The organism is Sporolactobacillus sp. BBK16-2, assembly GCF_059878335.1.
The window spans coordinates 105,224-131,539 of record NZ_CM187611.1; the positions used below are offsets into that span (position 1 = coordinate 105,224).

21 protein-coding genes, 8 tRNA genes, 2 rRNA genes and 2 other annotated features are annotated in these 26,316 nt (G+C 46.2%); all 31 genes read left to right on the forward strand.

Annotation, left to right across the window (positions count from 1 at the left end):
- Positions 1 to 63 precede the first annotated feature (63 nt).
- The 31 genes from AC6F33_RS00510 to rpoB all read left to right on the forward strand — a co-directional run bounded on the left by AC6F33_RS00510 (position 64) and on the right by rpoB (position 26,243).
- Positions 64 to 2,991: ribosomal RNA gene (locus AC6F33_RS00510) — 23S ribosomal RNA — on the forward strand.
- A gap of 73 nt (positions 2,992 to 3,064) precedes the next feature.
- Positions 3,065 to 3,181: ribosomal RNA gene (rrf, locus tag AC6F33_RS00515) — 5S ribosomal RNA — on the forward strand.
- A 5-nt stretch (positions 3,182 to 3,186) separates the two neighbouring features.
- A tRNA-Val gene (locus AC6F33_RS00520) sits at positions 3,187 to 3,259 on the forward strand.
- A gap of 7 nt (positions 3,260 to 3,266) precedes the next feature.
- A tRNA-Thr gene (locus tag AC6F33_RS00525) sits at positions 3,267 to 3,339 on the forward strand.
- A gap of 9 nt (positions 3,340 to 3,348) precedes the next feature.
- Positions 3,349 to 3,423 (forward strand) — tRNA-Lys (locus tag AC6F33_RS00530).
- Between the two features lie 15 nt (positions 3,424 to 3,438).
- Positions 3,439 to 3,513 (forward strand) — tRNA-Gly (locus tag AC6F33_RS00535).
- 10 nt (positions 3,514 to 3,523) lie between these two features.
- Positions 3,524 to 3,612 (forward strand) — tRNA-Leu (locus AC6F33_RS00540).
- A 13-nt stretch (positions 3,613 to 3,625) separates the two neighbouring features.
- Positions 3,626 to 3,702: transfer RNA gene (locus AC6F33_RS00545), tRNA-Arg, on the forward strand.
- Positions 3,703 to 3,706: 4 nt separating this feature from the next.
- Positions 3,707 to 3,780: transfer RNA gene (locus tag AC6F33_RS00550), tRNA-Pro, on the forward strand.
- Between the two features lie 85 nt (positions 3,781 to 3,865).
- Positions 3,866 to 3,938: transfer RNA gene (locus AC6F33_RS00555), tRNA-Ala, on the forward strand.
- Positions 3,939 to 4,436: 498 nt separating this feature from the next.
- Complete coding sequence (locus AC6F33_RS00560; protein WP_255748645.1) at positions 4,437 to 4,895, forward strand: CtsR family transcriptional regulator; 459 nt, start codon at positions 4,437 to 4,439, stop codon at positions 4,893 to 4,895.
- Between the two features lie 362 nt (positions 4,896 to 5,257).
- Positions 5,258 to 7,708: an ATP-dependent protease ATP-binding subunit ClpC gene (gene clpC / locus AC6F33_RS00565; RefSeq protein ID WP_255748644.1), complete on the forward strand. Its 2,451-nt coding sequence runs from the start codon at positions 5,258 to 5,260 to the stop codon at positions 7,706 to 7,708.
- Positions 7,709 to 7,825: 117 nt separating this feature from the next.
- Positions 7,826 to 9,235: a DNA repair protein RadA gene (gene radA / locus AC6F33_RS00570; RefSeq protein ID WP_500777538.1), complete on the forward strand. Its 1,410-nt coding sequence runs from the start codon at positions 7,826 to 7,828 to the stop codon at positions 9,233 to 9,235.
- Positions 9,236 to 9,350: 115 nt separating this feature from the next.
- Positions 9,351 to 10,451, forward strand: coding sequence for a PIN/TRAM domain-containing protein (locus AC6F33_RS00575; RefSeq protein ID WP_255748642.1), 1,101 nt, complete (start codon positions 9,351 to 9,353; stop codon positions 10,449 to 10,451).
- A gap of 42 nt (positions 10,452 to 10,493) precedes the next feature.
- A complete protein-coding gene (ispD, locus tag AC6F33_RS00580) occupies positions 10,494 to 11,183 on the forward strand; it encodes a 2-C-methyl-D-erythritol 4-phosphate cytidylyltransferase (protein ID WP_255748641.1) in 690 nt (229 codons plus the stop codon).
- 3 nt (positions 11,184 to 11,186) lie between these two features.
- Complete coding sequence (gene ispF, locus AC6F33_RS00585) at positions 11,187 to 11,678, forward strand: 2-C-methyl-D-erythritol 2,4-cyclodiphosphate synthase (protein WP_255748640.1); 492 nt, start codon at positions 11,187 to 11,189, stop codon at positions 11,676 to 11,678.
- A gap of 103 nt (positions 11,679 to 11,781) precedes the next feature.
- Positions 11,782 to 13,263 carry a glutamate--tRNA ligase gene (gene gltX, locus AC6F33_RS00590; RefSeq protein ID WP_500777539.1) on the forward strand — a complete coding sequence of 494 codons (1,482 nt, stop codon included), beginning with the start codon at positions 11,782 to 11,784 and terminating at the stop codon, positions 13,261 to 13,263.
- A 66-nt stretch (positions 13,264 to 13,329) separates the two neighbouring features.
- Positions 13,330 to 13,546 (forward strand) — a binding site (T-box leader).
- 120 nt (positions 13,547 to 13,666) lie between these two features.
- On the forward strand, positions 13,667 to 14,323 hold the full coding sequence (epsC, locus tag AC6F33_RS00595; RefSeq protein ID WP_255748637.1) for a serine O-acetyltransferase EpsC: 657 nt from the start codon (positions 13,667 to 13,669) through the stop codon (positions 14,321 to 14,323).
- A 7-nt stretch (positions 14,324 to 14,330) separates the two neighbouring features.
- Positions 14,331 to 15,731 (forward strand): cysteine--tRNA ligase, encoded by a 1,401-nt coding sequence (cysS, locus tag AC6F33_RS00600; protein WP_255748636.1) that lies wholly within the window; start codon positions 14,331 to 14,333, stop codon positions 15,729 to 15,731.
- On the forward strand, positions 15,728 to 16,150 hold the full coding sequence (locus tag AC6F33_RS00605; protein ID WP_255748635.1) for a Mini-ribonuclease 3: 423 nt from the start codon (positions 15,728 to 15,730) through the stop codon (positions 16,148 to 16,150). The genes cysS and AC6F33_RS00605 overlap by 4 nt, the downstream gene beginning before the upstream one ends.
- Positions 16,150 to 16,887, forward strand: coding sequence for a 23S rRNA (guanosine(2251)-2'-O)-methyltransferase RlmB (rlmB, locus tag AC6F33_RS00610; protein WP_255748633.1), 738 nt, complete (start codon positions 16,150 to 16,152; stop codon positions 16,885 to 16,887). The genes AC6F33_RS00605 and rlmB overlap by 1 nt, the downstream gene beginning before the upstream one ends.
- A 6-nt stretch (positions 16,888 to 16,893) precedes the next feature.
- Positions 16,894 to 17,403: an NYN domain-containing protein gene (locus AC6F33_RS00615; RefSeq protein WP_255748632.1), complete on the forward strand. Its 510-nt coding sequence runs from the start codon at positions 16,894 to 16,896 to the stop codon at positions 17,401 to 17,403.
- A 76-nt stretch (positions 17,404 to 17,479) separates the two neighbouring features.
- Positions 17,480 to 18,127: an RNA polymerase sporulation sigma factor SigH gene (gene sigH / locus AC6F33_RS00620; RefSeq protein WP_255748631.1), complete on the forward strand. Its 648-nt coding sequence runs from the start codon at positions 17,480 to 17,482 to the stop codon at positions 18,125 to 18,127.
- Positions 18,128 to 18,452: 325 nt separating this feature from the next.
- Positions 18,453 to 18,638 carry a preprotein translocase subunit SecE gene (gene secE / locus AC6F33_RS00625; RefSeq protein ID WP_370646078.1) on the forward strand — a complete coding sequence of 62 codons (186 nt, stop codon included), beginning with the start codon at positions 18,453 to 18,455 and terminating at the stop codon, positions 18,636 to 18,638.
- 62 nt (positions 18,639 to 18,700) lie between these two features.
- Entirely contained in the window at positions 18,701 to 19,237 is a 537-nt protein-coding gene (gene nusG, locus AC6F33_RS00630; protein ID WP_255748630.1) for a transcription termination/antitermination protein NusG, read from the forward strand.
- Positions 19,238 to 19,436: 199 nt separating this feature from the next.
- A complete protein-coding gene (gene rplK, locus AC6F33_RS00635) occupies positions 19,437 to 19,862 on the forward strand; it encodes a 50S ribosomal protein L11 (protein ID WP_253063948.1) in 426 nt (141 codons plus the stop codon).
- 100 nt (positions 19,863 to 19,962) lie between these two features.
- Positions 19,963 to 20,655 (forward strand): 50S ribosomal protein L1, encoded by a 693-nt coding sequence (gene rplA / locus AC6F33_RS00640; RefSeq protein WP_255748629.1) that lies wholly within the window; start codon positions 19,963 to 19,965, stop codon positions 20,653 to 20,655.
- 63 nt (positions 20,656 to 20,718) lie between these two features.
- Positions 20,719 to 20,864: a sequence feature (ribosomal protein L10 leader region), on the forward strand.
- Between the two features lie 55 nt (positions 20,865 to 20,919).
- Complete coding sequence (gene rplJ / locus AC6F33_RS00645) at positions 20,920 to 21,423, forward strand: 50S ribosomal protein L10 (protein ID WP_255748628.1); 504 nt, start codon at positions 20,920 to 20,922, stop codon at positions 21,421 to 21,423.
- A gap of 48 nt (positions 21,424 to 21,471) precedes the next feature.
- Positions 21,472 to 21,834, forward strand: a complete 363-nt coding sequence (gene rplL, locus AC6F33_RS00650; protein ID WP_255748627.1) for a 50S ribosomal protein L7/L12 — start codon at positions 21,472 to 21,474, stop codon at positions 21,832 to 21,834.
- Positions 21,835 to 21,955: 121 nt separating this feature from the next.
- The gene (locus tag AC6F33_RS00655; protein ID WP_255748626.1) at positions 21,956 to 22,552 is read left to right on the forward strand and encodes a class I SAM-dependent methyltransferase; all 597 of its coding nucleotides are present in this window, start codon (positions 21,956 to 21,958) and stop codon (positions 22,550 to 22,552) included.
- Positions 22,553 to 22,721: 169 nt separating this feature from the next.
- Positions 22,722 to 26,243 (forward strand): DNA-directed RNA polymerase subunit beta, encoded by a 3,522-nt coding sequence (gene rpoB / locus AC6F33_RS00660; protein ID WP_500777540.1) that lies wholly within the window; start codon positions 22,722 to 22,724, stop codon positions 26,241 to 26,243.
- Positions 26,244 to 26,316 lie beyond the last annotated feature (73 nt).

Genomic DNA, 26,316 nt, shown 5'->3' on the forward strand with positions numbered 1-26,316 from the left:
ATCTTACGATCAAGAAACTAATCATGAATGTGGCGGATGAGGAGCAATATTTTCATCGTCAGTGGTTAAGTTTTAAAGAGCGCACGGTGGATGCCTTGGCACTGGGAGCCGATGAAGGACGGAACGAACGCCGATACGCTTCGGGGAGCTGTAAGTAAGCTTTGATCCGAAGATTTCCGAATGGGGGAACCCCCTATCTTGAACAGATAGGATGCTCTGCTGAATCCATAGGCAGAGTAAGGCAGACCCGGGGAACTGAAACATCTCAGTACCCGGAGGAAGAGAAAGCAAATGCGATTTCCTGAGTAGTGGCGAGCGAAAGGGAAACAGCCCAAACCAAAGAGCTTGCTCTTTGGGGTTGTAGGACACTCCACATGGAGTCAGAAATGCACGTTTCAGGCGAACGACCTGGAAGGGTCGGCCAAAGAAGGCAAACGCCCTGTAGCCGACGGAACGTGCACTCCGGAGTGGATCCTGAGTACGGCGGGACACGAGAAACCCCGTCGGAATCCGGGAGGACCGTCTCCCAAGGCTAAATACTCCCCAGTGACCGATAGTGAACCAGTACCGTGAGGGAAAGGTGAAAAGCACCCCGGAAGGGGAGTGAAAGAGATCCTGAAACCGTGTGCTTACAAGTAGTTGGAGCCCCCTTCGGGGGGTGACAGCGTACCTTTTGTAGAATGGACCGGCGAGTGACGATTCTAAGCAAGGTTAAGCTGAAGAGGCGGAGCCGCAGCGAAAGCGAGTCTGAATAGGGCGAATGAGTTTAGGGTTGTCGACCCGAAACCGTGTGATCTACCCATGTCCAGGGTGAAGTTCAGGTAACACTGAATGGAGGCCCGAACCCACGCATGTTGAAAAATGCGGGGATGAGGTGTGGGTAGGGGTGAAATGCCAATCGAACACGGAGATAGCTGGTTCTCCCCGAAATAGCTTTAGGGCTAGCCTCGGATGAGTGAGACTTGGAGGTAGAGCACTGATTGAATAAGGGGTCCCCACAGGATTACCGAGTTCAGTCAAACTCCGAATGCCAAGCCCTTACGTCCGGGAGTCAGACGGCGAGTGATAAGATCCGTCGTCGAAAGGGAAACAGCCCAGACCGCCGACTAAGGTCCCTAAGTTTGTGCTAAGTGGGAAAGGATGTGACGTTGCCCAGACAACCAGGATGTTGGCTCAGAAGCAGCCACCATTTAAAGAGTGCGTAATAGCTCACTGGTCGAGTGGCGTCGCGCCGAAAATGTAACGGGGCTAAGCACAGCACCGAAGTCGCGGATGACCGTAAGGTCATGGTAGGGGAGCGTTCCAAGGGCATTGAAGATGTGCCGTGAGGCATGTTGGAGCGTTTGGAAGTGAGAATGCCGGTATGAGTAACGAAAAGAGAAGTGAGAATCTTCTCCGTCGAAAGCCTAAGGGTTCCTGAGGAAGGTTCGTCCGCTCAGGGTTAGTCGGGGCCTAAGCCGAGGCCGAAAGGCGTAGGCGATGGACAACAGGTTGATATTCCTGTACCAGCGTTTCACGTTTGAGTGATGGGGGGACGCAGGAAGGTAAGGCGAGCGCACGGATGGAAGTGTGCGTTCAAGCCGCGAGGCCGGCAGCGAGGCAAATCCCGCTGCTATCCGCCAAACGGTGATGAGGAGGGAACTTAAGTACCGAAGCGCCTGATCCTACACTGCCAAGAAAAGCCTCTAGCGAGTGAAACGGTGCCCGTACCCAAACCGACACAGGTGGGCAAGAAGAGAATTCTAAGACGCTCGGGAGAACTCTCGTTAAGGAACTCGGCAAAATCACCCCGTAACTTCGGGAGAAGGGGTGCTCGTCGGACCTACGGGTCCGATGAGCCGCAGTGAAAAGATCCAAGCGACTGTTTACCAAAAACACAGGTTTCTGCTAAACCGTAAGGTGATGTATAGGGGCTGACACCTGCCCGGTGCTGGAAGGTTAAAAGGAGAGGTTATCCTTCGGGAGAAGCTTTGAATTGAAGCCCCAGTAAACGGCGGCCGTAACTATAACGGTCCTAAGGTAGCGAAATTCCTTGTCGGGTAAGTTCCGACCCGCACGAAAGGTGTAACGATTTGGATACTGTCTCAACGAGAGACCCGGTGAAATTATAGTACCTGTGAAGATGCAGGTTACCCGCGACAGGACGGAAAGACCCCATGGAGCTTTACTGCAGCTTGATATTGGATGTGGGTATCGTTTGTACAGGATAGGCAGGAGCCTTGGAAACCGGACCGCTAGGTTCGGTGGAGGCATCGGTGGGATACTGCCCTGACGATATCGACATTCTAACCCTGAACCGTGATCCGGTTCGGAGACAGTGTCAGGCGGGCAGTTTGACTGGGGCGGTCGCCTCCTAAAAGGTAACGGAGGCGCCCAAAGGTTCCCTCAGAATGGTTGGAAATCATTCGCAGAGTGTAAAGGCACAAGGGAGCTTGACTGCGAGACCTACAAGTCGAGCAGGGACGAAAGTCGGGCTTAGTGATCCGGTGGCACCGCATGGAAGGGCCATCGCTCAACGGATAAAAGCTACCCTGGGGATAACAGGCTTATCTCCCCCAAGAGTTCACATCGACGGGGAGGTTTGGCACCTCGATGTCGGCTCATCGCATCCTGGGGCTGAAGTAGGTCCCAAGGGTTGGGCTGTTCGCCCATTAAAGCGGTACGCGAGCTGGGTTCAGAACGTCGTGAGACAGTTCGGTCCCTATCCGTCGCGGGCGTAGGAAATTTGAGAAGAGCTGTCCTTAGTACGAGAGGACCGGGATGGACACACCGCTGGTGTACCAGTTGTTCCGCCAGGAGCATACGCTGGGTAGCTATGTGTGGACGGGATAAGTGCTGAAAGCATCTAAGCATGAAGCCCCCTTCAAGATGAGATTTCCCATGATTTTAAATCAGTAAGACCCCTTAGAGATGATGAGGTTGATAGGTCTGAAGTGGAAGCACCGTGAGGTGTGCAGCGGACAGATACTAATCGGTCGAGGGCTTAACCCAGAATACCTTGGATTCACTTGTTTTGTTTCGATTGCTTTCGTTACCGGTTTTGAAGGCTCATGCGAGCCGGAAGTCTGGCGGTCATAGCGAAGAGGTCACACCCGTTCCCATCCCGAACACGGTCGTTAAGCTCTTCTGTGCCGATGGTAATTGGGGGCTGTCCCCCTGTGAGAGTAGGTCACTGCCAGGCATTATGGAGGATTAGCTCAGCTGGGAGAGCGTCTGCCTTACAAGCAGAGGGTCATAGGTTCGAGCCCTATATCCTCCATTTTTATGCCGGTCTAGCTCAATTGGTAGAGCAACTGAATCGTAATCAGTAGGTTGGGGGTTCAAGTCCTCTGACCGGCACTGTAACATGAGCCACTAGCTCAGGGGTAGAGCATCTGACTTTTAATCAGAGGGTCGAAGGTTCAAATCCTTCGTGGCTCACCATTTGTTTATTATTATGCGGAAGTAGTTCAGTGATAGAACATCACCTTGCCATGGTGGGGGTCGCGGGTTTGAATCCCGTCTTCCGCTCCATTTTATGTATGCCGGGATGGCGAAATTGGCAGACGCACAGGACTTAAAATCCTGCGGTAGGTGACTACCGTGCCGGTTCGAGTCCGGCTCTCGGCACCATTTTAGTTTATTTGCGCCCTTAGCTCAATTGGATAGAGCGTCTGACTACGGATCAGAAGGTTGGGGATTCGACTTCTCTAGGGCGCACCATTATCGGGAAGTGGCTCAGCTTGGTAGAGCACCACGTTCGGGACGTGGGGGTCGCAGGTTCAAATCCTGTCTTCCCGATTGTTTCTTACAAAAAGAACGAGATTGTCTCGTGGTTTTTGTATGACTTGGCAACGACTTTCGATAGCGTTGCGCGCATTTAAATGGGGCCTTAGCTCAGCTGGGAGAGCGCCTGCTTTGCACGCAGGAGGTCAGGGGTTCGATCCCCCTAGGCTCCACTTAATCGATATTTTTGAATCGACTGCTAGAGAGTCGGTTGTAATGTAAACAGGATTTTTGATCAGAGATCATTAATCCTGTTTTTTTTGCAAGTAAAGAAAGTATAAGATTTTGCCCCGTATTTAAACGAATAAACCAGTGTCTTGGCCGAAAATCAAAGCAGAGGTGCGACACGCCTGCGGGATCAGGTGCCAGCGAGACCCCGCTAATTTCTGCCTGTCTGAGGAGGCTCGCGGTGCGCCCACGGTAGCGCTCAGTTGATGCGAGCAACCGGAGCGATGATTCAGCACCGTAAAGACACAAACCAATGACACATGACTCACATGACTGGAGATTCAGGACCGGGCGGTTTTTGCCCGGTTTTTCTTACGCAAAGAAAGATTGATAAAGCAAAATGGAAAAGGTTAGCTAACTAATTAAGTTGATTATTTATGTAAAATCGTGCATAATAAATTTATAGTCAAAGTTAGTCAAAGTCAGGGAGAGAGGGTGCCCCGATGAGAAATATCTCTGATATCATTGAGAAATATATAAAAGAAATACTTGATTCGAACGATATCATTAAATTGAAGCGGAGCGAACTGGCGGAAAAATTTCAATGTGTTCCGTCGCAGATTAATTATGTTTTAAAAACGCGTTTTTCTATTGAGCGCGGTTATGTTGTAGAGAGCAAGCGTGGCGGTGGCGGATACATTCGTGTCGTCAAAGTCCGCCCGGTTACAGATGCCGAACTCATTGATGAAATGATCGGATTAATCGGTTATAGATTGACGCAGAGTATGGCAGAGTCGATTATCGTTCATTTGCTTGAGGAAGATGTGATCAGCGACCGAGAGGCACGATTGATGCTTATGGCTGTGAGTCATACGGTTCTTGATATTGATATCCCACTAAGAGATGAACTGCGTGCGAATCTTTTAAGAGCTATGTTGCAATCACTCACATATAGCAGATAGAATTTGTTATGTGGGCGCAGTAAGTTGATTGTTAAGCCTTCGTCTTGGTAAATATCTGATTGATTGGATATAATAAGATATTACATCAAGACACTGAAAGAGATCAGTATTTTGAGTGGGATGTTGCTTACAGAACATCTTAATACTGATTTTTAAAGAGGGTTTCAGTACTTCGGTGCCGAATATAGTTAATTAACGGCTCAGCCCGATTTCTCGTATTGAGAAATTTGGGCAATGAATATGGGTGGTGAACGATCAAAAAAACCGCTGTTTGAATAGTGTACAGGTAAAGGTTTTTTTGATGCCGCATAGATTGTTTTAAGGCCAGTGAAAAGAGATAGCAATTAAAGGAGGCCACCATTATGATGTTTGGACGATTTACAGAACGTGCTCAAAAGGTGCTCGCACTTTCACAAGAAGAAGCGATGCGTCTCGGGCATAATAATATTGGAACAGAACATATTTTGCTCGGCCTCGTGCGTGAAGGTGACGGTATTGCCGCTAAGGCACTGCTTGCTTTGAATCTGGATCCTGAAAAAATTCAGAAAGAGGTAGAGGCCTTGATTGGCCGCGGTACTGAGGAAGTACAGACGCCACATTACACACCGCGTGCGAAGCGTGTTATCGAGCTTTCAATGGATGAAGCAAGAAAAATTGGTCATTCTTACGTTGGAACAGAGCATATTCTTCTTGGATTGATTCGCGAGGGTGAAGGGGTTGCTGCTCGCGTACTTAATAATCTGGGAGTAAGTCTTAATAAAGCACGTCAGCAGGTCCTTCAGCTGCTTGGAAGCCACGAGGCAACCTCCGGGAACGCTCAGAGTCGGAATGCCGCACACGCGAGCACACCGACGCTTGACAGCCTGGCGCGTGATCTGACTGCGATGGCAAGCGAAGGTTCGCTTGACCCTGTCATCGGGCGCAGCAAAGAAATTGAACGTGTGATTGAGGTACTCAGCCGCCGCACAAAGAACAACCCTGTGCTGATCGGTGAACCGGGTGTTGGTAAAACAGCGGTAGCGGAAGGCTTGGCGCAGGAGATTGTAAATAATGAAGTTCCGGAAATTCTCAGAGAGAAACGCGTCATGACCTTGGATATGGGTACGGTCGTAGCCGGGACAAAATATCGTGGCGAGTTTGAAGACCGGTTGAAAAAAGTTATGGATGAAATTCGCCAAGCGGGCAATGTTATTCTTTTTATAGATGAATTACACACGTTGATTGGAGCAGGAGGAGCTGAAGGCGCTATTGATGCGTCGAATATCCTGAAGCCTTCTCTGTCACGCGGAGAATTGCAATGTATTGGTGCGACGACGCTCGATGAGTACCGCAAGTACATTGAAAAGGATGCGGCCTTAGAAAGACGATTCCAGCCGATCAAAGTAAAAGAACCAACTTCAGAACAATCTGTGCAAATATTAAAGGGATTACGTGACCGTTATGAGGCCCATCATCGGGTGAAAATCACGGATGAAGCAATTACTGAAGCAGTGCGGCTGTCGGATCGTTACATTTCGGATCGTTTTCTTCCCGATAAAGCGATTGACTTAATTGATGAAGCAGCTTCTAAAGTTCGGCTCCGTTCGTACACAGCTCCGCCAAATCTCAAAGAGCTTGAGCAGCGTCTGGAAACCATCAAGAAGGAAAAAGATGCGGCTGTACAAAGCCAGGAATTTGAAAAAGCTGCATCACTTCGTGATCATGAGCAAAAATTGAAAGAACAAGTCGATATTTGCAAGAAGGAATGGAAAGAAAAACAAGGCAAGGAAAATACAGAAGTCCTTCCGGACGATGTCGCGCTCGTAGTCGCAAATTGGACCGGCGTTCCGGTTGTCAAGCTCGAGCAAAAAGAGAGCGAACGGCTGCTGAACATGGAGTCTATCCTTCATGAACGCGTCATTGGACAGAATGAAGCAATTGATGCCATTTCACATGCCATTCGACGGGCACGTGCAGGATTAAAGGATCCGAAACGTCCAATTGGTTCATTCATTTTCCTTGGACCGACTGGTGTCGGAAAAACGGAACTCGCTCGTGCCGTTGCAGAGACCTTGTTTGGCGATGAGGAAGCCATTATTCGCATCGACATGTCGGAATACATGGAAAAACATACGACTTCCCGCCTGGTCGGTTCGCCTCCAGGTTATGTGGGCCATGAAGAAGGCGGCCAGCTGACTGAAAAGGTTCGTCAAAAACCGTATTCTGTCATCCTTTTCGATGAAATTGAAAAAGCACATCCTGATGTATTTAATATCTTGCTTCAAGTACTTGATGACGGAAGATTAACTGATTCCAAGGGAAGAACGGTTGATTTCCGCAATGCGGCAATAATTATGACTTCTAATGTCGGCGCCAGCCAATTGAAGAAGAACAAATATGTGGGCTTTTCAGTCGGTGAGGAAGGCCATGAATATAAGGCAATGAAAGAAAAGGTGATGGGTGAGCTGAAACGGGCATTCCGTCCGGAATTCCTGAACCGAATTGATGAAATCATTGTCTTCCATGAATTAAAGAAGGAACAATTGCTGGAAATTGTGACCCTGCTTGCGAACCAGCTGAAGAATCGCTTGTCAAATCAAGGAATTGTTATTGAATTGACCGATGCAGCGAAGGCACAGATCGTTGAGGAAGGCTATGATCCTGAGTACGGTGCCAGACCGCTTCGTCGCGCACTGCAGCGACGGGTAGAAGATAAGTTGTCAGAGGAACTGCTCAAGGGCAACATCAAGAAAGGTACGAATGTTGTCATCGATTACAGTGACGGCGAGTACTTAGTAAACCAGAAAAAAGAAGAAGCCGTTGTGAAGTCTTGATCTTCACACAGTAGAGCAATTGTATTGATGTTTGAAGAAGCCAAAGTTTTAAAGCCTTGGCTTTTTTTCTTATTCAGAAAGGGCTGTACCCGAATTTACAATGGGTAAGGTGATCAAATGGCAAAAGTGAAAACAGTATTTATCTGCCAAGAATGCGGCTATGAAAGTCCGAAATGGATGGGACGCTGTCCAGGGTGTCAAAATTGGAACACATTGGTAGAAGAAACCATCCGCCCTGCGTCGCCCGTTCTCGGTCAAACGGCCGGACCGGCGAGCAAACCTTCTCGGCTTACGGATGTCATTCTGGAAGAGGAACCGCGAATAAAGACGGGAATGGTCGAGCTGAATCGAGTGCTTGGGGGAGGGGTTGTACCCGCTTCGCTTACCCTTGTCGGAGGGGATCCGGGAATTGGTAAATCAACTCTGCTGCTCCAGACCTCTGATCAATTAGCACGTACGGGGCACCGAGTACTTTATATTTCCGGAGAAGAATCCGTTCGACAGACGAAAATGAGGGCGACACGACTAGGCGTGTCATCTGCGGAGCTGTATGTGCTTGCTGAGACAGACATTCGTCAGATTGAAAGCCACATTGAACAAGTGAACCCCGAAATAATGGTCATTGACTCAATTCAAACCATTTACAATTCAGATCTTTCTTCAGCTCCGGGAAGCATCTCTCAAGTTAAGGAATGTACGGCCTACTTGTTGCGTCTAGCGAAACAGCAAGGCATTGCAATTTTTATCGTTGGGCATGTTACAAAAAATGGTGCCTTGGCAGGACCAAGGACACTTGAGCACATGGTAGATACTGTATTATATTTTGAGGGAGAGCGCCATCATACATTTCGTATCCTTAGGGCGGTTAAAAACCGCTTCGGTTCAACGAATGAAATGGGTGTGTTTGAAATGAAGGAAGGGGGACTTGTCGAGGTCGCCAATCCATCGGAAATCTTTCTTCAGGAACGTGCCAAAGGGGCTGCGGGGTCAGCAGTGACCGCATCCATTGAGGGCACTCGGCCGCTTTTGGTCGAGGTGCAGGCACTTGTAACACCGACAAGCTTCGGAAATCCGCGCCGGATGGCAGCAGGGTTGGATAATCACCGTGTATCGCTTCTCATGGCGGTTTTGGAAAAAAGGGTAGGACTGCTGTTGCAGAATCAGGATGCCTATGTCAATGTTGCCGGAGGCGTGAAACTGGATGAACCTGCAGTTGATCTCGCTGCTGCAATCAGCATTGCCTCAAGCTTCAACAATCAACCCACCAAAGTGGGTGACGCGTTTATTGGCGAAATCGGTTTGACCGGAGAAGTGCGGCGTGTGTCCCGAATTGAGCAACGGGTGAACGAGGCTTCTAAGCTTGGCTTTACACGGATCTTCATCCCGGCGAAGAATGTAGAAGGATGGTCGTCTCCGGAAGGCGTATCGTTAGTTGGTGTCGAGTCTCTGACTCAAGCAATTAAAATGGCACTGGGGTCAGGAAAAGAAAAAATAAATGAGCCGGATTTTTTCCCTTCTGATTTTTGAAAACCCCAATATTACTAAGAAAAAACAAGTTCTATAGAAAAAAAGGAACATAATGGCAGAAAGGAAGTTTCGATTTTGTCATTTTGTCTATAATGTTTTGAGGAGGTGATTGGAAATGATAAAACGTGTCATTCAGCTATTCTTTATTTTAATCGGCGGTACGCTCGGTTTTGTCTATATACCAAAAATAATGTTTCTCTTAAATTTAGGAAATGGAGTTCCGGGATGGATTAGTTCGCCGTTTGTCGGTATGGTGATCGGTGCTGTAATCATGGCATTTTTATCCTTTTGGTTTGTGGACTCATTGGTAAACGTAATGAAAAGTTTTGAAGATCGAATTATAAAGGCACCGGTGACCGATGTGTTGTTTGGTACGCTTGGCCTAGGACTGGGATTGATGATCGCATTTCTGATTCAGCTGCCGCTTCAAAGACTGCCCTTCACTGGGGTCAGCACTGTATTGGGGATCTTTATTTACATCTTATTAGGCTATTTCTTTTTTCAAATTGGATTTAGAAAGCGGGATGAACTGATTAGTCTGTTTCGTCTTTCATCCAGATCGAAGGATCGGAAAAAAGAAGTGCAAATTTCCCAGGCAACAGATTATATCCCATACAAAATTTTCGATACGAGCGTAATTATAGACGGACGGATTGCTGATATTTGCCAGACTCGATTTCTTGAAGGAACCATGGTCATTCCGCATTTCGTGCTTGAAGAATTGCAGCATATCGCTGATTCATCGGATGTTCTTAAACGTAACCGAGGACGTCGCGGTTTGGATATTTTGAATAAAATTCAGAAAGACCACTCCATTCACGTGGATCTTTATGAAGGCGATTATGACGATATTACCGAGGTGGACAGCAAATTGGTGCGCCTTGCTAAGGAAATCGGTGGTATTGTTGTGACTAATGACTTTAATTTGAATAAAGTTTGCGAGTTTCAAAAGGTGCCTGTTTTAAACATTAATGATTTGGCGAATGCCGTAAAACCCGTGGTTCTTCCGGGTGAAGAACTGCGTGTTCAGGTCATTAAAGATGGTAAAGAGCAAAATCAAGGCGTTGGCTATCTTGACGATGGGACGATGATTGTGGTAGAAGAAGGACATAGGTATATAGGCAAAACGATTGACGTCGTCATAACCAGTGTGTTGCAGACCTCTGCCGGCCGAATGATTTTTGCCAAGCCTAAATTGCTTGAAAAGGCGCTCTGAATTAAAAACCAGGCTGCCTTCTGAGTTCGGAGGCTCTATCAGATGGATTATCAAGTGGTTGTCCTTGCCGCGGGTCAAGGCCGGCGGATGGGCGCCGGAGAAAATAAAGTACTGCTCAAACTGGACGGCTGTCCGGTTATCATCCATACACTGCGTGTTTTTGAAACGGATCCGTCGTGCATTGGCATTGTCCTGGTCACTCGAGAGGATGAGCAGAAAAAATTTAGAATGTTGGTTGAAGATTACCATATTACTAAAGTGCGTGCCTTCGCGGGCGGCGGTAAAGAACGTCAGGAAAGCGTTTATTTGGGGCTGAATATGCTCACTATGGAACCGGATGCGATTGTACTGATTCATGATGGTGCCAGACCGTTTGTTACGCGCAAGTACATTGCAGAAGTAGCGGAAGCCGCTGCGGAGCATGGCGCTTCACTGCTTGCTGTTCCGGTTAAAGATACAATCAAACAAGCAGCAGATTTTCAAGTAGAAAAAACATTAGAGAGAAAAAGCTTGTGGGCAGCCCAAACCCCGCAAGCTTTTCGATTGTCCGTGATCCGTAAAGCACACCAGGAAAGCATGAAGGCACACTTCATGGGTACGGATGATGTATCACTCGTTGAACGGATGGGCTTACCGGTCCGGATTGTTGAAGGCAGCTATCACAACATTAAACTGACAACGCCTGAAGATCTGGATATCGCCCAGCTGTTCATGGAGAGAGAGGAGGAATGACTAATGAGAATCGGTCACGGATTTGACGTCCATCAATTCGCTGAGAATCGCGACTTGATTATCGGTGGTGTGACGATTCCCTATGAGCTCGGGCTCGTCGGACATTCGGATGCAGACGTACTGCTTCATGCGATCAGCGACTCGCTGCTCGGCGCTGTTGCCGAAGGGGATATAGGAAAGCATTTTCCTGATACGGATGAAGCTTATAAAGGAGCGGATTCCAAGAAACTGCTCGAAGAAGTAGCCGCCATCGTCCGCTCAAAAGGTTTTGAAATCAGCAATGTTGACAGTGTTGTTATTGCCCAAAAACCTAAGCTTGCACCGTATATTGGGGAAATGTGCCGTGTGATTGCTGATGTGCTGAACGTAGAGACGGGACAAGTAAACGTGAAAGCAACGACAACGGAAAAGCTTGGGTTTACAGGACGAGGGGAAGGTATTGCTGCAGAAGCTATTTGTCTTGTTGAAAAAGTAGAAGCCGACCAGAGCAATTGATGCAAAAGAAACGATCAATTCTTCATTTTTTCGCGCAATTTGTGACCCTCCCAGGAGGAGAACGTGCTAAAATAAATAAGAATAACAGAAAGTGGTGAATGCGTTGACAGAAGAAGTCAGGGTACGCTATGCGCCGAGTCCGACAGGTTTTCTGCACATCGGGAACGCGCGTACCGCAATTTTTAATTACCTGTTTGCACGCCATGCCGGCGGCAAATTTATTATTCGTATTGAGGACACCGACCAGAAACGTAATGTAGAAGGCGGAGAAGAGAGCCAGTTGAAATACTTGAAATGGCTCGGCCTTGAATGGGACGAGAGTGTCGATGTCGGCGGTGAATACGGTCCATATCGCCAGATGGAGCGTTTGGATATCTACAAGAAGTATTGGCAGGAGTTGCTTGACAAAGGTCTTGCTTATAAATGCTACTGCACGCCTGAAGAATTGAAGGCAGAGCGTGAGGAACAGATGGCAAACGGTCAGACACCTGGATACTCAGGCAAGTGCCGTCATCTGACGTCGGAACAAATTGCGCAATTTGAAGCAGAAGGACGAAAACCAACGATTCGGTTCCGTATCCCTGATGATCAGAAAATTGAATTTGACGACATTGTTAAAGGTCACGTAACCTTTGAATCCAATGACGTCAGTGATTTTGTGATCGTCAAGCAGAATGGGGTTCCGACGTATAACTTTGCCGTTGTCGTCGACGATCATCTGATGAAAATGACTCATGTTCTTCGCGGTGAAGAGCATATTTCAAATACGCCGAAGCAAATTCTTCTGTTCCGTGCATTTGGCTGGCAGCCGCCAACATTCGGTCACATGACCTTGATTGTTAACGAAAACCATAAAAAGCTGAGCAAGCGCGATAACAGTATTGTTCAATTTATTGAGCAATATAAGAATATGGGCTTTTTGCCGGAAGCATTGTTTAACTTTATTACATTGCTTGGCTGGTCGCCAAAAGGAGAAGAGGAGATCTTCTCTCGCGATGAATTTATTAAGCTGTTTGATGCCAGCCGATTAAGCAAATCGCCTGCGATGTTTGATAAATCGAAGCTTGAATGGATGAATGGTCAGTATATTAAGAAGATGCCAAAAGAAGAGTATGTGCAAATGGTATTGCCTTATATGGTTGACGCTGGTCTTATTCCGTCTGAAATGACTGAGGAGCAGCGTGACTGGGCAACACGTGTTGTACTTTTATATCAAGAACAGCTTCATTTTGGTGCAGATATTATCAATTTGTGCGACATGTTCTTTAATAAAGACATTGCGAAAACGGAATTGACGAAAGATGAAGAGAAAATTCTTGACGGTGAACAAGTAACCGATGTACTTACGGTGTTCGATCGCGAACTGAGGGGACTTACCGAATGGACAGCGGAAGCAATTGCCCCTAAAATAAAGGTAACGCAGAAAGAAACGAAGCAGCGCGGTTGGAAATTGTATATGCCGATCCGCGTGATTGCGACGGGTTCGGCCCACGGCCCTGAACTTCCGGAAGCTTTGGAATTGTTGGGAAGAGATCTTGTGTTGAAAAGATTAGAGCATTACTTGTCGACCGAGCAGAAAGTCTGAACGATTCCTTTAACAATTCTGAATTAGTCAAAGTAGACATTTTAAAAAAACACGCATAATGTGTGATAGAAGACGATGAAGAGGTTGAGTAGGTATTCGCAACTCCCCCCGCAGAGAAAACGGCCTTAGGCTGCAAGCCGTTTGGGAAGCGAATTGCTGAATTGCCCCTCTGAGTTGATCGCTGAACGGAGATTAGTAGGCGAAAACGGAAGCCGCCGTTATCGGCATATGAGTGGAGAATGATCTCAAACAAAGTGGAACCGCGTCTAAAGGCGTCTTTGTGTCAACCGGCACAAAGATGCTTTTTTTCGTACATGGGAATCTAATCTATTTGTTGACCGGATATAGCGAAGAGCGTTTAACTTATGCGATGTAATGATGAAGATGGAGGAGGAAAGTGCACGTGAGCGGCATTATTGCAGAAGATCTGAACAATGTGTTTGACCAGGATCCTGCGGCGAGAAGCAAATGGGAAGTGATTATGACATACTCCGGCTTGCACGCGATCTGGTCGCATCGAATGGCGCACTGGCTGTGGAAGAAGAAACGCTACTTTCTCGCGCGTGCTTTGTCACAGTTTTCACGTTTTTTTACAGGCATTGAAATCCATCCGGGAGCAAGGATCGGCAGGCGTTTCTTTATGGATCACGGTATGGGCATTGTTATTGGAGAAACCTGTGAGATCGGCGATGATGTGACCCTTTTTCAAGGGGTTACCCTTGGCGGTACCGGTAAAGAAAAGGGAAAGAGGCACCCAACGGTAGGAAATGATGTGCTTATATCAGCAGGCGCAAAGGTGCTTGGATCAATTACGATCGGCGATCATTCCAAAATCGGTGCGGGATCAGTTGTTCTGCATGATGTTCCATCCAATTCGACAGTGGTCGGTATTCCGGGACGCGTCGTCAGACAGAATGGATTAAAGGTGCATCATCATGACTTGAACCATGCGGACCTTCCTGATCCGGTGGCCGAAAAAATGCATCAGTTAGAAATGGAAGTCGACAAGCTGAAAGTAGAGCTGCAAGCGTTGAAGCGTGTACAAAAAGAAAAGGAGTGAGATCAAAATGGCTTTAAAAGTTTATAATACGCTGACGAGAAAAAAGGAACTGTTCCATCCAATAGAAAAAAATAAAGTTCGAATGTATGTGTGCGGCCCGACCGTTTATAACTACATTCATATTGGCAATGCGCGTCCGGCGGTCGTTTTCGACACGGTTCGCAGGTATTTTGAGTATCGCGGGTATATAGTGAGGTATGTGTCAAACTTTACCGATGTTGATGATCGGTTGATCAATGCGTCAAAGGAACGTCATCAATCAGTACCTGAAATCGCAGAACAGTTCATTAAGGCATACAAGGAAGATACCGGTGCGTTGAACGTGAAGACAGCAACCGTGCATCCTCGGGCGACAGAAACGATGCCGGAGATCATTGCATTCATCAGCAAGCTGGTGGACGCCGGATATGCGTACGAATCGGAAGGCGATGTGTACTTCAGAACACGAAAATTTAAAGATTACGGCAAGCTCTCCCATCAGTCCATTGATGATCTGAAGTCGGGTGCCCGAATTGAAATTGGCGAGAACAAAGAGGACCCTTTGGATTTTGCATTGTGGAAAGCGGCAAAGCCTGGCGAAATCAAATGGGCGAGTCCGTGGGGCGAAGGTCGACCGGGCTGGCACATCGAGTGCTCGGCTATGGTTGAAAAATATTTGGGTGATACCATCGATATTCATGCGGGCGGCACGGACCTTGCATTCCCGCACCATGAAAATGAAATTGCTCAGTCCGAATCGCTGCATCATGAAACCATGGCTCATTATTGGCTGCACAACGGACATATTCAAATTAATCATGAAAAAATGTCGAAATCGATTGGCAATGTGATTCTTGTTCACGATCTGATAAAAAAATTTGATCCGCAAGTGATCCGCTTTTTCATCTTATCCGTTCAGTATCGCCACCCGATTAATTTTAGTGATGCATTGTTGAATGATGCGGTTCAGGCGTTCGGTCGTTTAAAGACAACGCACTATAATTTGAACCACCGGTTGGGCGGTACGGGTCACTCAGAAAAAATTAATGAAGTACTTGTCGAAAATTATCGAAAACCATTTATTGAAGCCATGGATGACGACTTCAATACAGCCAATGCAATTGCTGTTCTTTTTGATATTGCGCGGGATGCCAATATTGCCCTTCAAAATGAGAGTGCTTCGAAAAATGATCTGGGTGCGTATCTACAAGCGTTGACCGAATTATCTGCGGTGCTGGGTTTGAAACTTGAAGACGAGTCGGGAAGTATATTAGACAATGAAGTTGAAGCCTTGATTCAAAAACGTGAAGATGCCAGAAAACAACGCGATTTTGCCGTTGCCGACAGTATCCGCGACCAACTAAAGGAAGCGGGAATCATCCTGGAAGACACTCCTCAAGGCGTACGCTGGAAAAGAGGACTTGAATGAGACTGAACGGAACAAAAACCGACCCGAATCTGCTCAACAGCCTGGCATTGGCTTATATGGGCGATGCTGTGATTGAAGTCTATGTACGTCAAGAAATTATTGCTAAATCCGGTGTATCTAAACCTCATGCACTTCATGTTTTAGCCGTAGACTATGTCTCCGCAAAATCACAATCCAGATTTCTTCATGAACTGATGGATGAAGGTTTTCTCACGGAGGAAGAATGGGCTGTGGTCAGGCGGGGACGCAATGCAAAATCCCATTCGGTTCCAAGGAACACAGACGTTCAGACGTATAATTTCAGCACTGGTTTTGAGGCATTAATCGGAACGTTGTTTTTCCTTGGAAAAGAAGCACGAATTGATGAAATCATGGAGAAAATGTTTGTGAATCAACCGGTCGAAGGGAGCGGTCAATAATGAATGATGAATGGATCATCGGACGGCATCCTGTTTCAGAAGCCATTCGATCGGGAAGAGAAATAAATAAAGTATGGCTGAACAAAGAGGGAAAGGGTCTGAGCGAGCTGCTTGATTTAATTAAGTCTAACGGCATCGCCTTTCAGTTTGTGCCTAAACAGAAATTAGATCAACTGTCTAAATCAGCCCAGCACCAAGGCGTAGTCGCTTCTATAGCGGCATACCGCTATGCAGAATTGGACGACCTTTTCGCCCTTGCCGAAAGTCGCGGCGAGCAGCCGTTTTTTATGATGCTGGATAATGTCGAAGATCCACATAATTTAGGATCTGTTTTAAGAACGGCAGATGCTGCAGGCTGTCACGGCGTGATTATTCCGAAACGGCATTCGGTCGGATTGACGTCAATTGTCGCAAAAGCATCGACCGGTGCGATTGAATATGTGCCGGTCGTGCGGGTCGCTAATCTTGCCAGTACCATGGAAGTGTTGAAAAAGAGAGGAGTCTGGTTCGCAGGAACGGCAGCCGACGGCAGTGAAGATTATCGATCTGCTGATTTTTCAATTCCGATCTGTCTAGTCATTGGCAATGAAGGAGCTGGCATGTCCCAGCTTGTGCGAAAGAAATGTGATTTTCTGATCAGTTTGCCAATGCGCGGCAAAGTAACCTCTTTAAATGCTTCAGTTGCCGCAAGCTTATTGATGTATGAGGTGCTTCGGCGCCGCGAAGAGCAAGGGTGATGCGTGATGAACGATATTCTGATTGTCGACGGCTACAATGTGATAGGGGCTTGGACCGAATTGAAGGCACTTCAGAAAAATGATTTTGAAAGTGCCCGCGATTTGCTGGTTGATAAATTATCGGAGTATCAGGCAGTCACCGGCTGGCGTGTGATTTTAATTTTCGATGCTTATTTAATCCCTGGAAAAGAGACGAAAACGAAAAAATCGAAGATCGAAATCATTTACACCAAGAAAAGTGAAAAAGCGGATCAAAAGATCGAAGGACTAATCAAAAAATTACAGAATGTAAAGACCCGGATCCATGTCGCAACGTCGGACATGGCTGAGCAATGGGCGGTTTTTTCTCAAGGAGCACTCAGAAAACCGTCGCGGGAGCTGATTGAAGAAATTGGGAAAATAGAAAAAGAGATTAAGAAAAGCACCATGAATGAACGAACTTCTTCGTCAATAACGAAAATTTATCTTGATGAGGCAACTCGAAAGAAACTGGAACAAATGCGCAGAGGGTTTTGAATTTTATTGACAATTTAAAAAATTGTAATGTATAATGTTCTAACAAAAGGCATCCAAGTGCTCGGGGGGATTAAAGATGATTGATAATCCGGTTAAGGCAAATGCAGCTTTTGGTTCACTAGACGATGCAGAACTATTGAAAGCGGTTCACGAAGGAAATAACCAAGCCCTGGAATATCTCATTTTTAAATATAAGAATTTTGTGCGCGGCAAAGCAAAAGCTTATTTTCTGGTCGGTGCTGATCGCGAGGATATCATTCAAGAAGGAATGATTGGACTGTTTAAAGCGATCCGCGACTATCGGGGAGACAAGCTGGCGTCATTTAAAGCATTTGCAGAATTGTGTATCACGCGTCAGATGATTACAGCCGTTAAGACAGCGACGAGGCAAAAACATATTCCGCTGAATTCTTATGTTTCACTTGATAAACCGATCTACGATGAAGAATCCGAACGGACACTGATGGATGTTGTTTGCGAAGCGCAGTCAAGCAACCCTGAACAGATGCTGATCAGCCGTGAAGAATATGATGATATTGAGGAGAAGCTGTCGCGTGTTTTAAGTGATTTAGAGCGCAAAGTACTTAGGCAGTATCTTGACGGAAGAACTTATCAAGAAATTTCGGTTGATTTAAAAAGGCATGTTAAATCGATTGATAATGCATTGCAGCGTGTGAAACGCAAGCTCGAACACTGCATGCAATATCAGGAATTCAGTATTTGAAACAGCACAGCCTGACGGATCATTGACAGGCTGTGTTTTTTTATGGTAAAGTACAAAGAGTATATGACAAACAACAAGAAAGGCGAATCAGCGCCTTTCTTTCTTTTACTTGCAGAAAATGCAGGCTTCTTTCCCCTGACGGCATGGGCATCGTCACGGAGTGAGACGGCCTGTCCCAGACCCGCAGCCTATATTCAGAACATGATTCGGGTACGCGAAATGCAGGTTAAATCATCTATAAATCATGCAGAAATTGCAAGACATATACGAAAGAACAGACACCGAAATAATCTGACTAGCGGAGGTAGTACCTATGGCGGGCATTATCAAGGGGACCGGTAAATTTTTTCAAAACATTGTCACTGAATCGAAAAAAATCACTTGGCCGACAAGAAAAGAACTGTTGAGATACACGGTTACCGTTATTGTAACTGTGGTCTTTCTTGCACTCTTTTTCGTTGTCATTGATCTGGGAATTTCCCAGCTTCTGCACGTGATCACAAATCAATGATTCTTTATCAAGGCTGATTGTAATCGGCGAAAAGCGAATGGATCATTTGGAGGAAGAACGATATGGAGAAGAACTGGTATGTTGTTCACACATACTCGGGTTATGAGAACAAAGTAAAGACCAACCTGGAGAAAAGGGTTGAGACCATGGGTATGGCGGATAAAATTTTCCGTGTTCTTGTACCCATGGAAGAAGAAACAGAAATTAAGAACGGTCAAAAGAAAACAGCAATGAAAAAAGTATTTCCCGGCTACGTTCTTACGGAAATGGTGATGACCGATGATTCTTGGTATGTTGTGCGTAATACACCGGGAGTTACAGGCTTCGTCGGATCGACAGGCGCCGGTTCAAAACCGATCCCGCTTTTGCCGGACGAAGTAGATGCCATTCTGAAACAGATGGGATTGAAAGAAAAGGTAAGCGACGCCAATTTTGAAATAAAAGAGCAAGTTAAAGTAAAAGAAGGCCCATTTGCCGACTTTATTGGAAGTGTTGAAAGCATTGATGAAGAGAAGAGCAAATTGAAAGTGCATGTGAATATGTTCGGACGTGAAACACCGTTGGAACTCGACTTTAATCAAGTGAAAAAACTCGATTAAATCTTTTTTTGCGGGCAGAAAAGCAATAGCCGCACGATCAAACCTTGCAATTTGTGCTTGCCGATTGTATAATCTTGATGTTTGTATGATTTTATCCGATCTCACCATCGCAAGTCACATGAAGTGCAAGAAGCCATAGAGGTAATTTAGGAGTGGAAGGGGCAACCCGTACCACAAATTGTTGTAGGGAGGTGCTCTCATGGCAAAGAAAGTAATCAAGCTAGTTAAGCTGCAAATTCCAGCAGGTAAAGCAAATCCGGCTCCGCCAGTTGGTCCGGCATTGGGTCAGGCGGGCGTTAACATTATGGGCTTTTGTAAAGAATTCAACGCTCGGACATCCGATCAGGCAGGTCTGATCATTCCGGTCGTAATTACTGTTTATGAAGACCGTTCGTTTACGTTCATCACAAAGACGCCGCCGGCTGCCGTTCTGCTTAAGAAAGAAACAGGCATTCAATCCGGCTCAGGTACACCGAATACGAAAAAAGTTGCAACGATCAAACGCGACAAGGTACGCGCGATCGCCGAACTGAAAATGCCTGATCTGAACGCGGCAAATGTTGAATCCGCTATGCGTATGGTCGAAGGAACTGCGCGCAGCATGGGCATCGTTGTCGAAGACTGATCGGGAAGCGCGCAAATAAACAAAGCTTTGTTTCGCGCATTTGTTTATGGTTGGTGGGAGGTCATATGCAAACCGTTAATACCACGAAGGAGGATTTCAAATGGCTAAAAGAGGTAAAAAGTATCAAGAACAAGCTAAAGCGGTCGATCGTTCAAAAACGTATGACGTTGAAGAAGCCGTCAGCTTGGTAAAGAAAATCGCTTCTGCCGGATTCGATGAATCCGTTGATGTTGCTGTCCGTTTGGGCGTCGACACACGGAAGAACGACCAGCAGGTTCGCGGTGCCGTTGTATTGCCAAACGGTACAGGTAAAACGCAGCGTGTGCTCGTTTTTGCAAAAGGTGACAAAGCTAAGGAAGCGGAAGCTGCCGGAGCAGATTACGTTGGCGAAGCAGAGTATGTTGAAAAGATCAGCGGCGGCTGGTTTGACTTTGACGTGGTTGTTGCTACGCCGGATATGATGGCACAAGTTGGCCGTCTTGGACGTGTTCTCGGACCGAAAGGCTTAATGCCGAACCCGAAAACGGGCACTGTAACTTTTGACGTTGAAAAAGCCGTTAAAGAAATTAAAGCCGGTAAAGTTGAATACCGTGCTCAGAAAGACGGAAATGTTCATGTGCCGATCGGTAAAGTTTCCTTTGACGAGGAAAAGCTGGTTGAAAACTTCAAGGTGCTTGTTGAAACGCTGATCAAGGTTAAACCTGCAGCAGCTAAGGGCACATACATGAAGAACATCGCAGTTTCGTCAACAATGGGACCTGGCGTAAAAGTTGCCGTTGCATCTGTAAAATAATTGACTGACACGGAATAATTAGGTTGACATGCTTTGGCAAACTCAATATAATAGTTCATGTTGTGTTAATTGAATGATTAGCCGTAGACAGCAGGGGCATGATTCATGCTTAATAAATCCCAGCCGAGGTTTAGCGAGTTCTTGATAACTTTTTGTTTGATAGATTACGCCCTCGAGCCGTTTGGATCGAGGGCTTTTTGATAGGCCTAAAAGTGGGGGAAATACTGATACGGATAGATTCTGAAAGAGGAGGTGCCATTTATCATGAGTAACGAGAAAGTCTTAGAAGGCAAAAAGAAAGTTGTTGACGAAATTGCCGGCAAATTAAAAGACAGCGTCGCAACAATCGTTGTTAACTATCGCGGCCTTACTGTAGCGGAAGTTACAGAACTTCGCCAACAATTGCGAGAAGCAAACGTTGATTACAAAGTATATAAGAACTCGTTTGCACGCCGTGCGACTGGAATTGTTGGTCTTTCCGACCTTGACGATTCCTTGAAGGGACCTACAGCAGTTTCTTTCAGCAAAGAAGATGTCATTGCTCCGGCAAAAGTACTCTATAACTTTGCAAAGGAACACGAAGCTCTTGAAATCAAAGCAGGCGTTATCGAAGGCAAACTGGCTTCGGTTGATGAAATTAGAGCTCTTGCAGAACTGCCATCCAGAGAAGGATTGCTTTCTATGTTGGCAAATGTTCTGCAAGCCCCAATTCAAAAGCTCGCTTTGGGCGTCAAAGCTGTTGCCGAAAAGAAAGAACAAGAAGCTTAATTGTAAAAAAATCATTTAAAATAGAACGAAAAATGAGGAGGATTATCAATGACTAAGGAAGAAATCATCAGCGCGGTTAAAGAAATGTCCGTGCTTGAATTGAACGATCTCGTTAAAGCAATTGAAGAAGAATTCGGTGTAACTGCAGCAGCTCAGGTTGCTGTTCAAGCTGGTGCAGGTGCCGGTGCAGCTGAAGAACAAACAGAATTCGATGTAATTCTTGCAGAAGCTGGCGCACAAAAGATCAAGGTTATCAAGGTTGTCCGCGAAATCACTGGTCTTGGCCTGAAAGATGCAAAAGCATTGGTTGACGGTGCTCCAAGTCCTGTAAAAGAAGGCGCTGCTAAAGAAGAAGCCGAAGAAATCAAAGGCAAACTTGAAGAAGTTGGCGCAAAAGTAGAACTGAAATAAGTTCTAGAAAAAGCCCGCGCTTGCGCGGGCTTTTTCTTTTTCCTCCGAGAAGTACATTGGTCAAGACGCCGCTGGACAATCAACAGAACATGATTCTGATTTTTAAAGGGGGCTGATGCATATGGCAGAACACTATTATTCGGAGCATCCCCATGCGGAAAGCAAGCCGCATGCCTTGAACGCCACATTGCGGCAGCATGACCTGATTTTTACGACGGATGCAGGTGTTTTTTCAAAAAATGCAATTGATTTTGGATCCTCGCTTTTAATTGAAAGTTTTCGCGAACCTGCAGTATTAGGAGATTTTTTAGATATGGGATGCGGGTATGGTCCGATTGGAATTGCGCTTGCAAAGGCTTTTTCTAAGCGAAAGGTGACAATGGTTGATATCAATGAGCGAGCCGTGGCACTGGCGAAGAAAAATGCCGCGGAAAATCAAGTTGCGCCTGTGGTGCTGCAAGGCTCTTTATTTGAACATGTATCCGGAGAATTTGCCGCGATTCTCACTAATCCGCCGATCAGGGCAGGTAAACAAGTTGTCCACCAGATTTTTAAAGATGCTCATCGTTTTTTAAAAGAAAATGGTGAACTTTGGACGGTTATCCAAAAGAAACAAGGTGCACCGTCCGCTTTGAAAATGCTCCAAACGTTATACAAACGAGTCGATGTAGTCGCAAAGAAAAAAGGATACTTTATTTTTTGTGCGAGAAAAGGTTGACATTAAATTTTGTCTATGATATTATGTCTTAATGCTAACATGGATATTTTTGTAGGTATAGGGATCCCTAATTTTGGGAAAACTAATCAAATAATTTTTGGACTGCGGTAAGCTTAAGAAGTATGGTTTGCCGATTTTTTCAATATGCTTGATTTGAGGGGTGAAATAGTTGACAGGTCAACTCGTACAATACGGACGCCACCGCCAACGCAGGAGCTACGCTCGGATTAAAGAAGTGCTGGAACTCCCTAATCTTATTGAAATTCAGACCGCCTCCTATCAGTGGTTCCTTGACGAAGGAATCCGAGAAATGTTTCAGGATATTTCTCCGGTGGAAGATTTTACGGGAAATCTAATTTTGGAGTTTGTCGACTATAGTTTGGGAGAACCAAAGTATTCAGTTGATGAATCAAAATCGCGGGATGTGACGTATGCCGCGCCGCTTCGCGTAAAAGTTCGGCTGATTAATAAAGAAACAGGCGAAGTGAAGGAGCAAGAAGTATTCATGGGTGATTTCCCATTGATGACGGAAGCAGGTACCTTCATTATCAACGGAGCGGAACGAGTAATCGTTTCCCAGTTGGTGCGTTCGCCAAGCGTTTACTTTAATGATAAAGTCGACAAGAATGGCAAAAAAGGCTTTGGTGCAACGGTTATTCCTAACCGTGGTGCATGGCTTGAATATGAGACGGATGCAAAAGATGTCGTCTATGTAAGAATCGACCGTACAAGGAAAGTGCCCGTAACGGTTCTTTTGCGTTCCCTTGGATTCAGTACGGATCAAGAGATTATCGATCTTCTTGGAGAAGACGAATATCTGAGAAATACACTGGAAAAAGACAATACCGACAGCACGGATAAAGCGCTTGTAGAAATTTATGAACGTCTTCGTCCTGGCGAACCGCCGACTGTTGAAAACGCGAAAAGCTTGCTCGAAGCAAGATTCTTTGATCCAAAGCGTTATGATTTGGCGAATGTCGGCCGCTATAAAATGAACAAAAAGCTTCATATTAAGAACAGATTATTTAATCAGAGATTGGCTGAGAAACTGGTAGATCCGGAAACAGGGGAAATTGTTGCTGATGAAGGTACTCTGCTTGACCGCCGTACTCTCGATCGACTTTTGCCGACTATTGAGAAAAAACTCGGCTTTGTAGAATATACGCCAACCGATGGTGTGATCGCAGGACAAACGATCCGAGTTCAAAAAATCAATGTGTACTCGCCTCTCGATGAAGACAAGGGTAAAGTGGTCAGCGTAATGGGCAATTGTGTGATTGACCGATCAATCAAGCATATTACACCGGCCGATATTCTTTCTTCAATTAACTATTTCTTTGATCTGCTTCATGGAATTGGCGATACCGATGATATCGATCATTTGGGCAACCGTCGTCTCCGTTCTGTCGGCGAACTGCTGCAGAACCAGTTCCGTATCGGCTTGTCACGAATGGAACGTGTCATTCGCGAGCGTATGTCGATCCAAGATACAAACAGCATTACGCCGCAGGCACTGATCAACATTCGCCCTGTTATTGCGTCGATAAAAGAATTTTTCGGAAGCTCGCAGCTTTCGCAGTTCATGGACCAGACAAACCCTCTGGCCGAATTGACACATAAGCGAAGACTGTCTGCTCTTGGACCTGGCGGTTTGACTCGTGAACGTGCAGGCATGGAAGTGCGTGACGTACACTACTCGCACTATGGCCGTATGTGCCCGATTGAAACACCTGAAGGTCCGAACATCGGCTTGATCAACTCACTGTCCAGTTATGCACGCGTTAATAAATATGGCTTCATTGAGACGCCATATCGTCGCGTAGATCCGGATACCGGCAAAGTAACCGAACACATTGATTACTTGACTGCCGATGAGGAAGATAACTACGTTGTTGCTCAGGCAAATGCTGAATTGAGCGACGACGGCGAATTCATGGATGATCATATTCTTGCCCGTTTCCGTAGTGAGAACCTGGTTGTTCATAAAGAACGTGTCGATTATATGGATGTATCGCCTAAGCAGGTTGTGTCTGTTGCATCAGCTTGTATCCCGTTCCTTGCGAACGACGATTCCAACCGTGCGCTGATGGGTGCCAACATGCAGCGTCAGGCCGTGCCGTTACTTCGTCCAGAAGCACCGCTTGTCGGAACAGGAATGGAATATGTATCTGCCCGCGATTCAGGGGCAGCAATCCGTTCAAAATTCCGCGGTCGTGTTGAATATGTTTCGGCACGTGTGATTAAAATACGTACTTTGGAAACCATTGACGGCCGAGAAACTGAAGGCGATGTTGTTTCATACAAACTTTCAAAATTCGTACGCTCCAACCAAGGTATGTGCTACAATCAAAAACCGATTGTTGAGACAGGTATGGTTGTTGACAAGGGCGAAATCATCGCTGACGGACCTTCCATGGATAAGGGCGAATTGGCACTCGGCCGAAACGTGCTTGTCGGATTCATGACATGGAACGGTTACAACTATGAAGATGCTGTCATCATGAGCGAAAAACTCGTGAAAGACGACGTATATACTTCTATTCATATAGAGGAATATGAATCTGATGCACGTGATACGAAGCTTGGACCTGAAGATATTACCCGCGATATTCCGAATGTCGGCGAAGATGCATTGAAGAATCTCGATGATCGCGGCATTATTCGTGTCGGTGCGGAAGTACGCGACGGTGATATTCTTGTAGGTAAAGTAACGCCTAAAGGGGTTACAGAGCTTACGGCGGAAGAACGGCTGCTCCATGCTATTTTTGGTGAAAAAGCGCGTGAAGTGCGTGACACATCACTGAAAGTACCACATGGCGGCGGCGGAATTGTACACGATGTCAAGATCTTTACACGTGAAGCGGGAGACGAACTGCCACCGGGTGTTAATGAACTTGTCCGTGTTTACATCGTTCAGAAGAGAAAGATTCATGAAGGAGATAAAATGGCAGGACGCCACGGAAACAAAGGTGTCATTTCCAGAATTCTTCCTGAAGAAGATATGCCATTTTTGCCAAGCGGACGTCCACTGGACATCATGCTTAATCCACTTGGTGTGCCTTCCCGTATGAATATTGGTCAGGTGCTTGAACTTCACCTTGGGATGGCTGCTCGAGAAATGGGTATCCACATTGCAACACCTGTTTTTGACGGTGCACGCGAAGAGGATGTTTGGAGCACGCTTGAAGAAGCCGGACTTTCCCGAGACGGAAAGACAGTCCTTTATGATGGACGTACTGGTGAACCTTTCGATAACCGTGTTTCAGTCGGAGTTATGTATATGATTAAACTGGCACACATGGTTGACGATAAACTCCATGCACGTTCGACCGGCCCATATTCGTTGGTTACACAACAGCCGCTCGGTGGTAAAGCCCAGTTCGGTGGTCAGCGATTCGGTGAAATGGAAGTGTGGGCACTTGAAGCTTACGGTGCCGCACATACACTTCAAGAAATCCTGACTGTGAAGTCTGATGACGTTGTTGGACGTGTGAAAACGTATGAGTCCATTGTCAAAGGTGAGAATGTCCCTGAACCAGGCGTTCCTGAATCATTCAAGGTACTCATTAAAGAACTTCAGAGTCTTGGCATGGATGTCAAGGTTTTGGACGGCGACCACTCGGAAATCGTCATTAAAGAACTTGAGGACGAAGAAGAGACACTCGATGACAGTTTGAACGTCCAAGTCTGAGTTCTATGAATCAACCTCTTATAGAATATGTTTTGCGCCTGGAAAACGATTCAACTGCTCTTTTTCCTAAGCA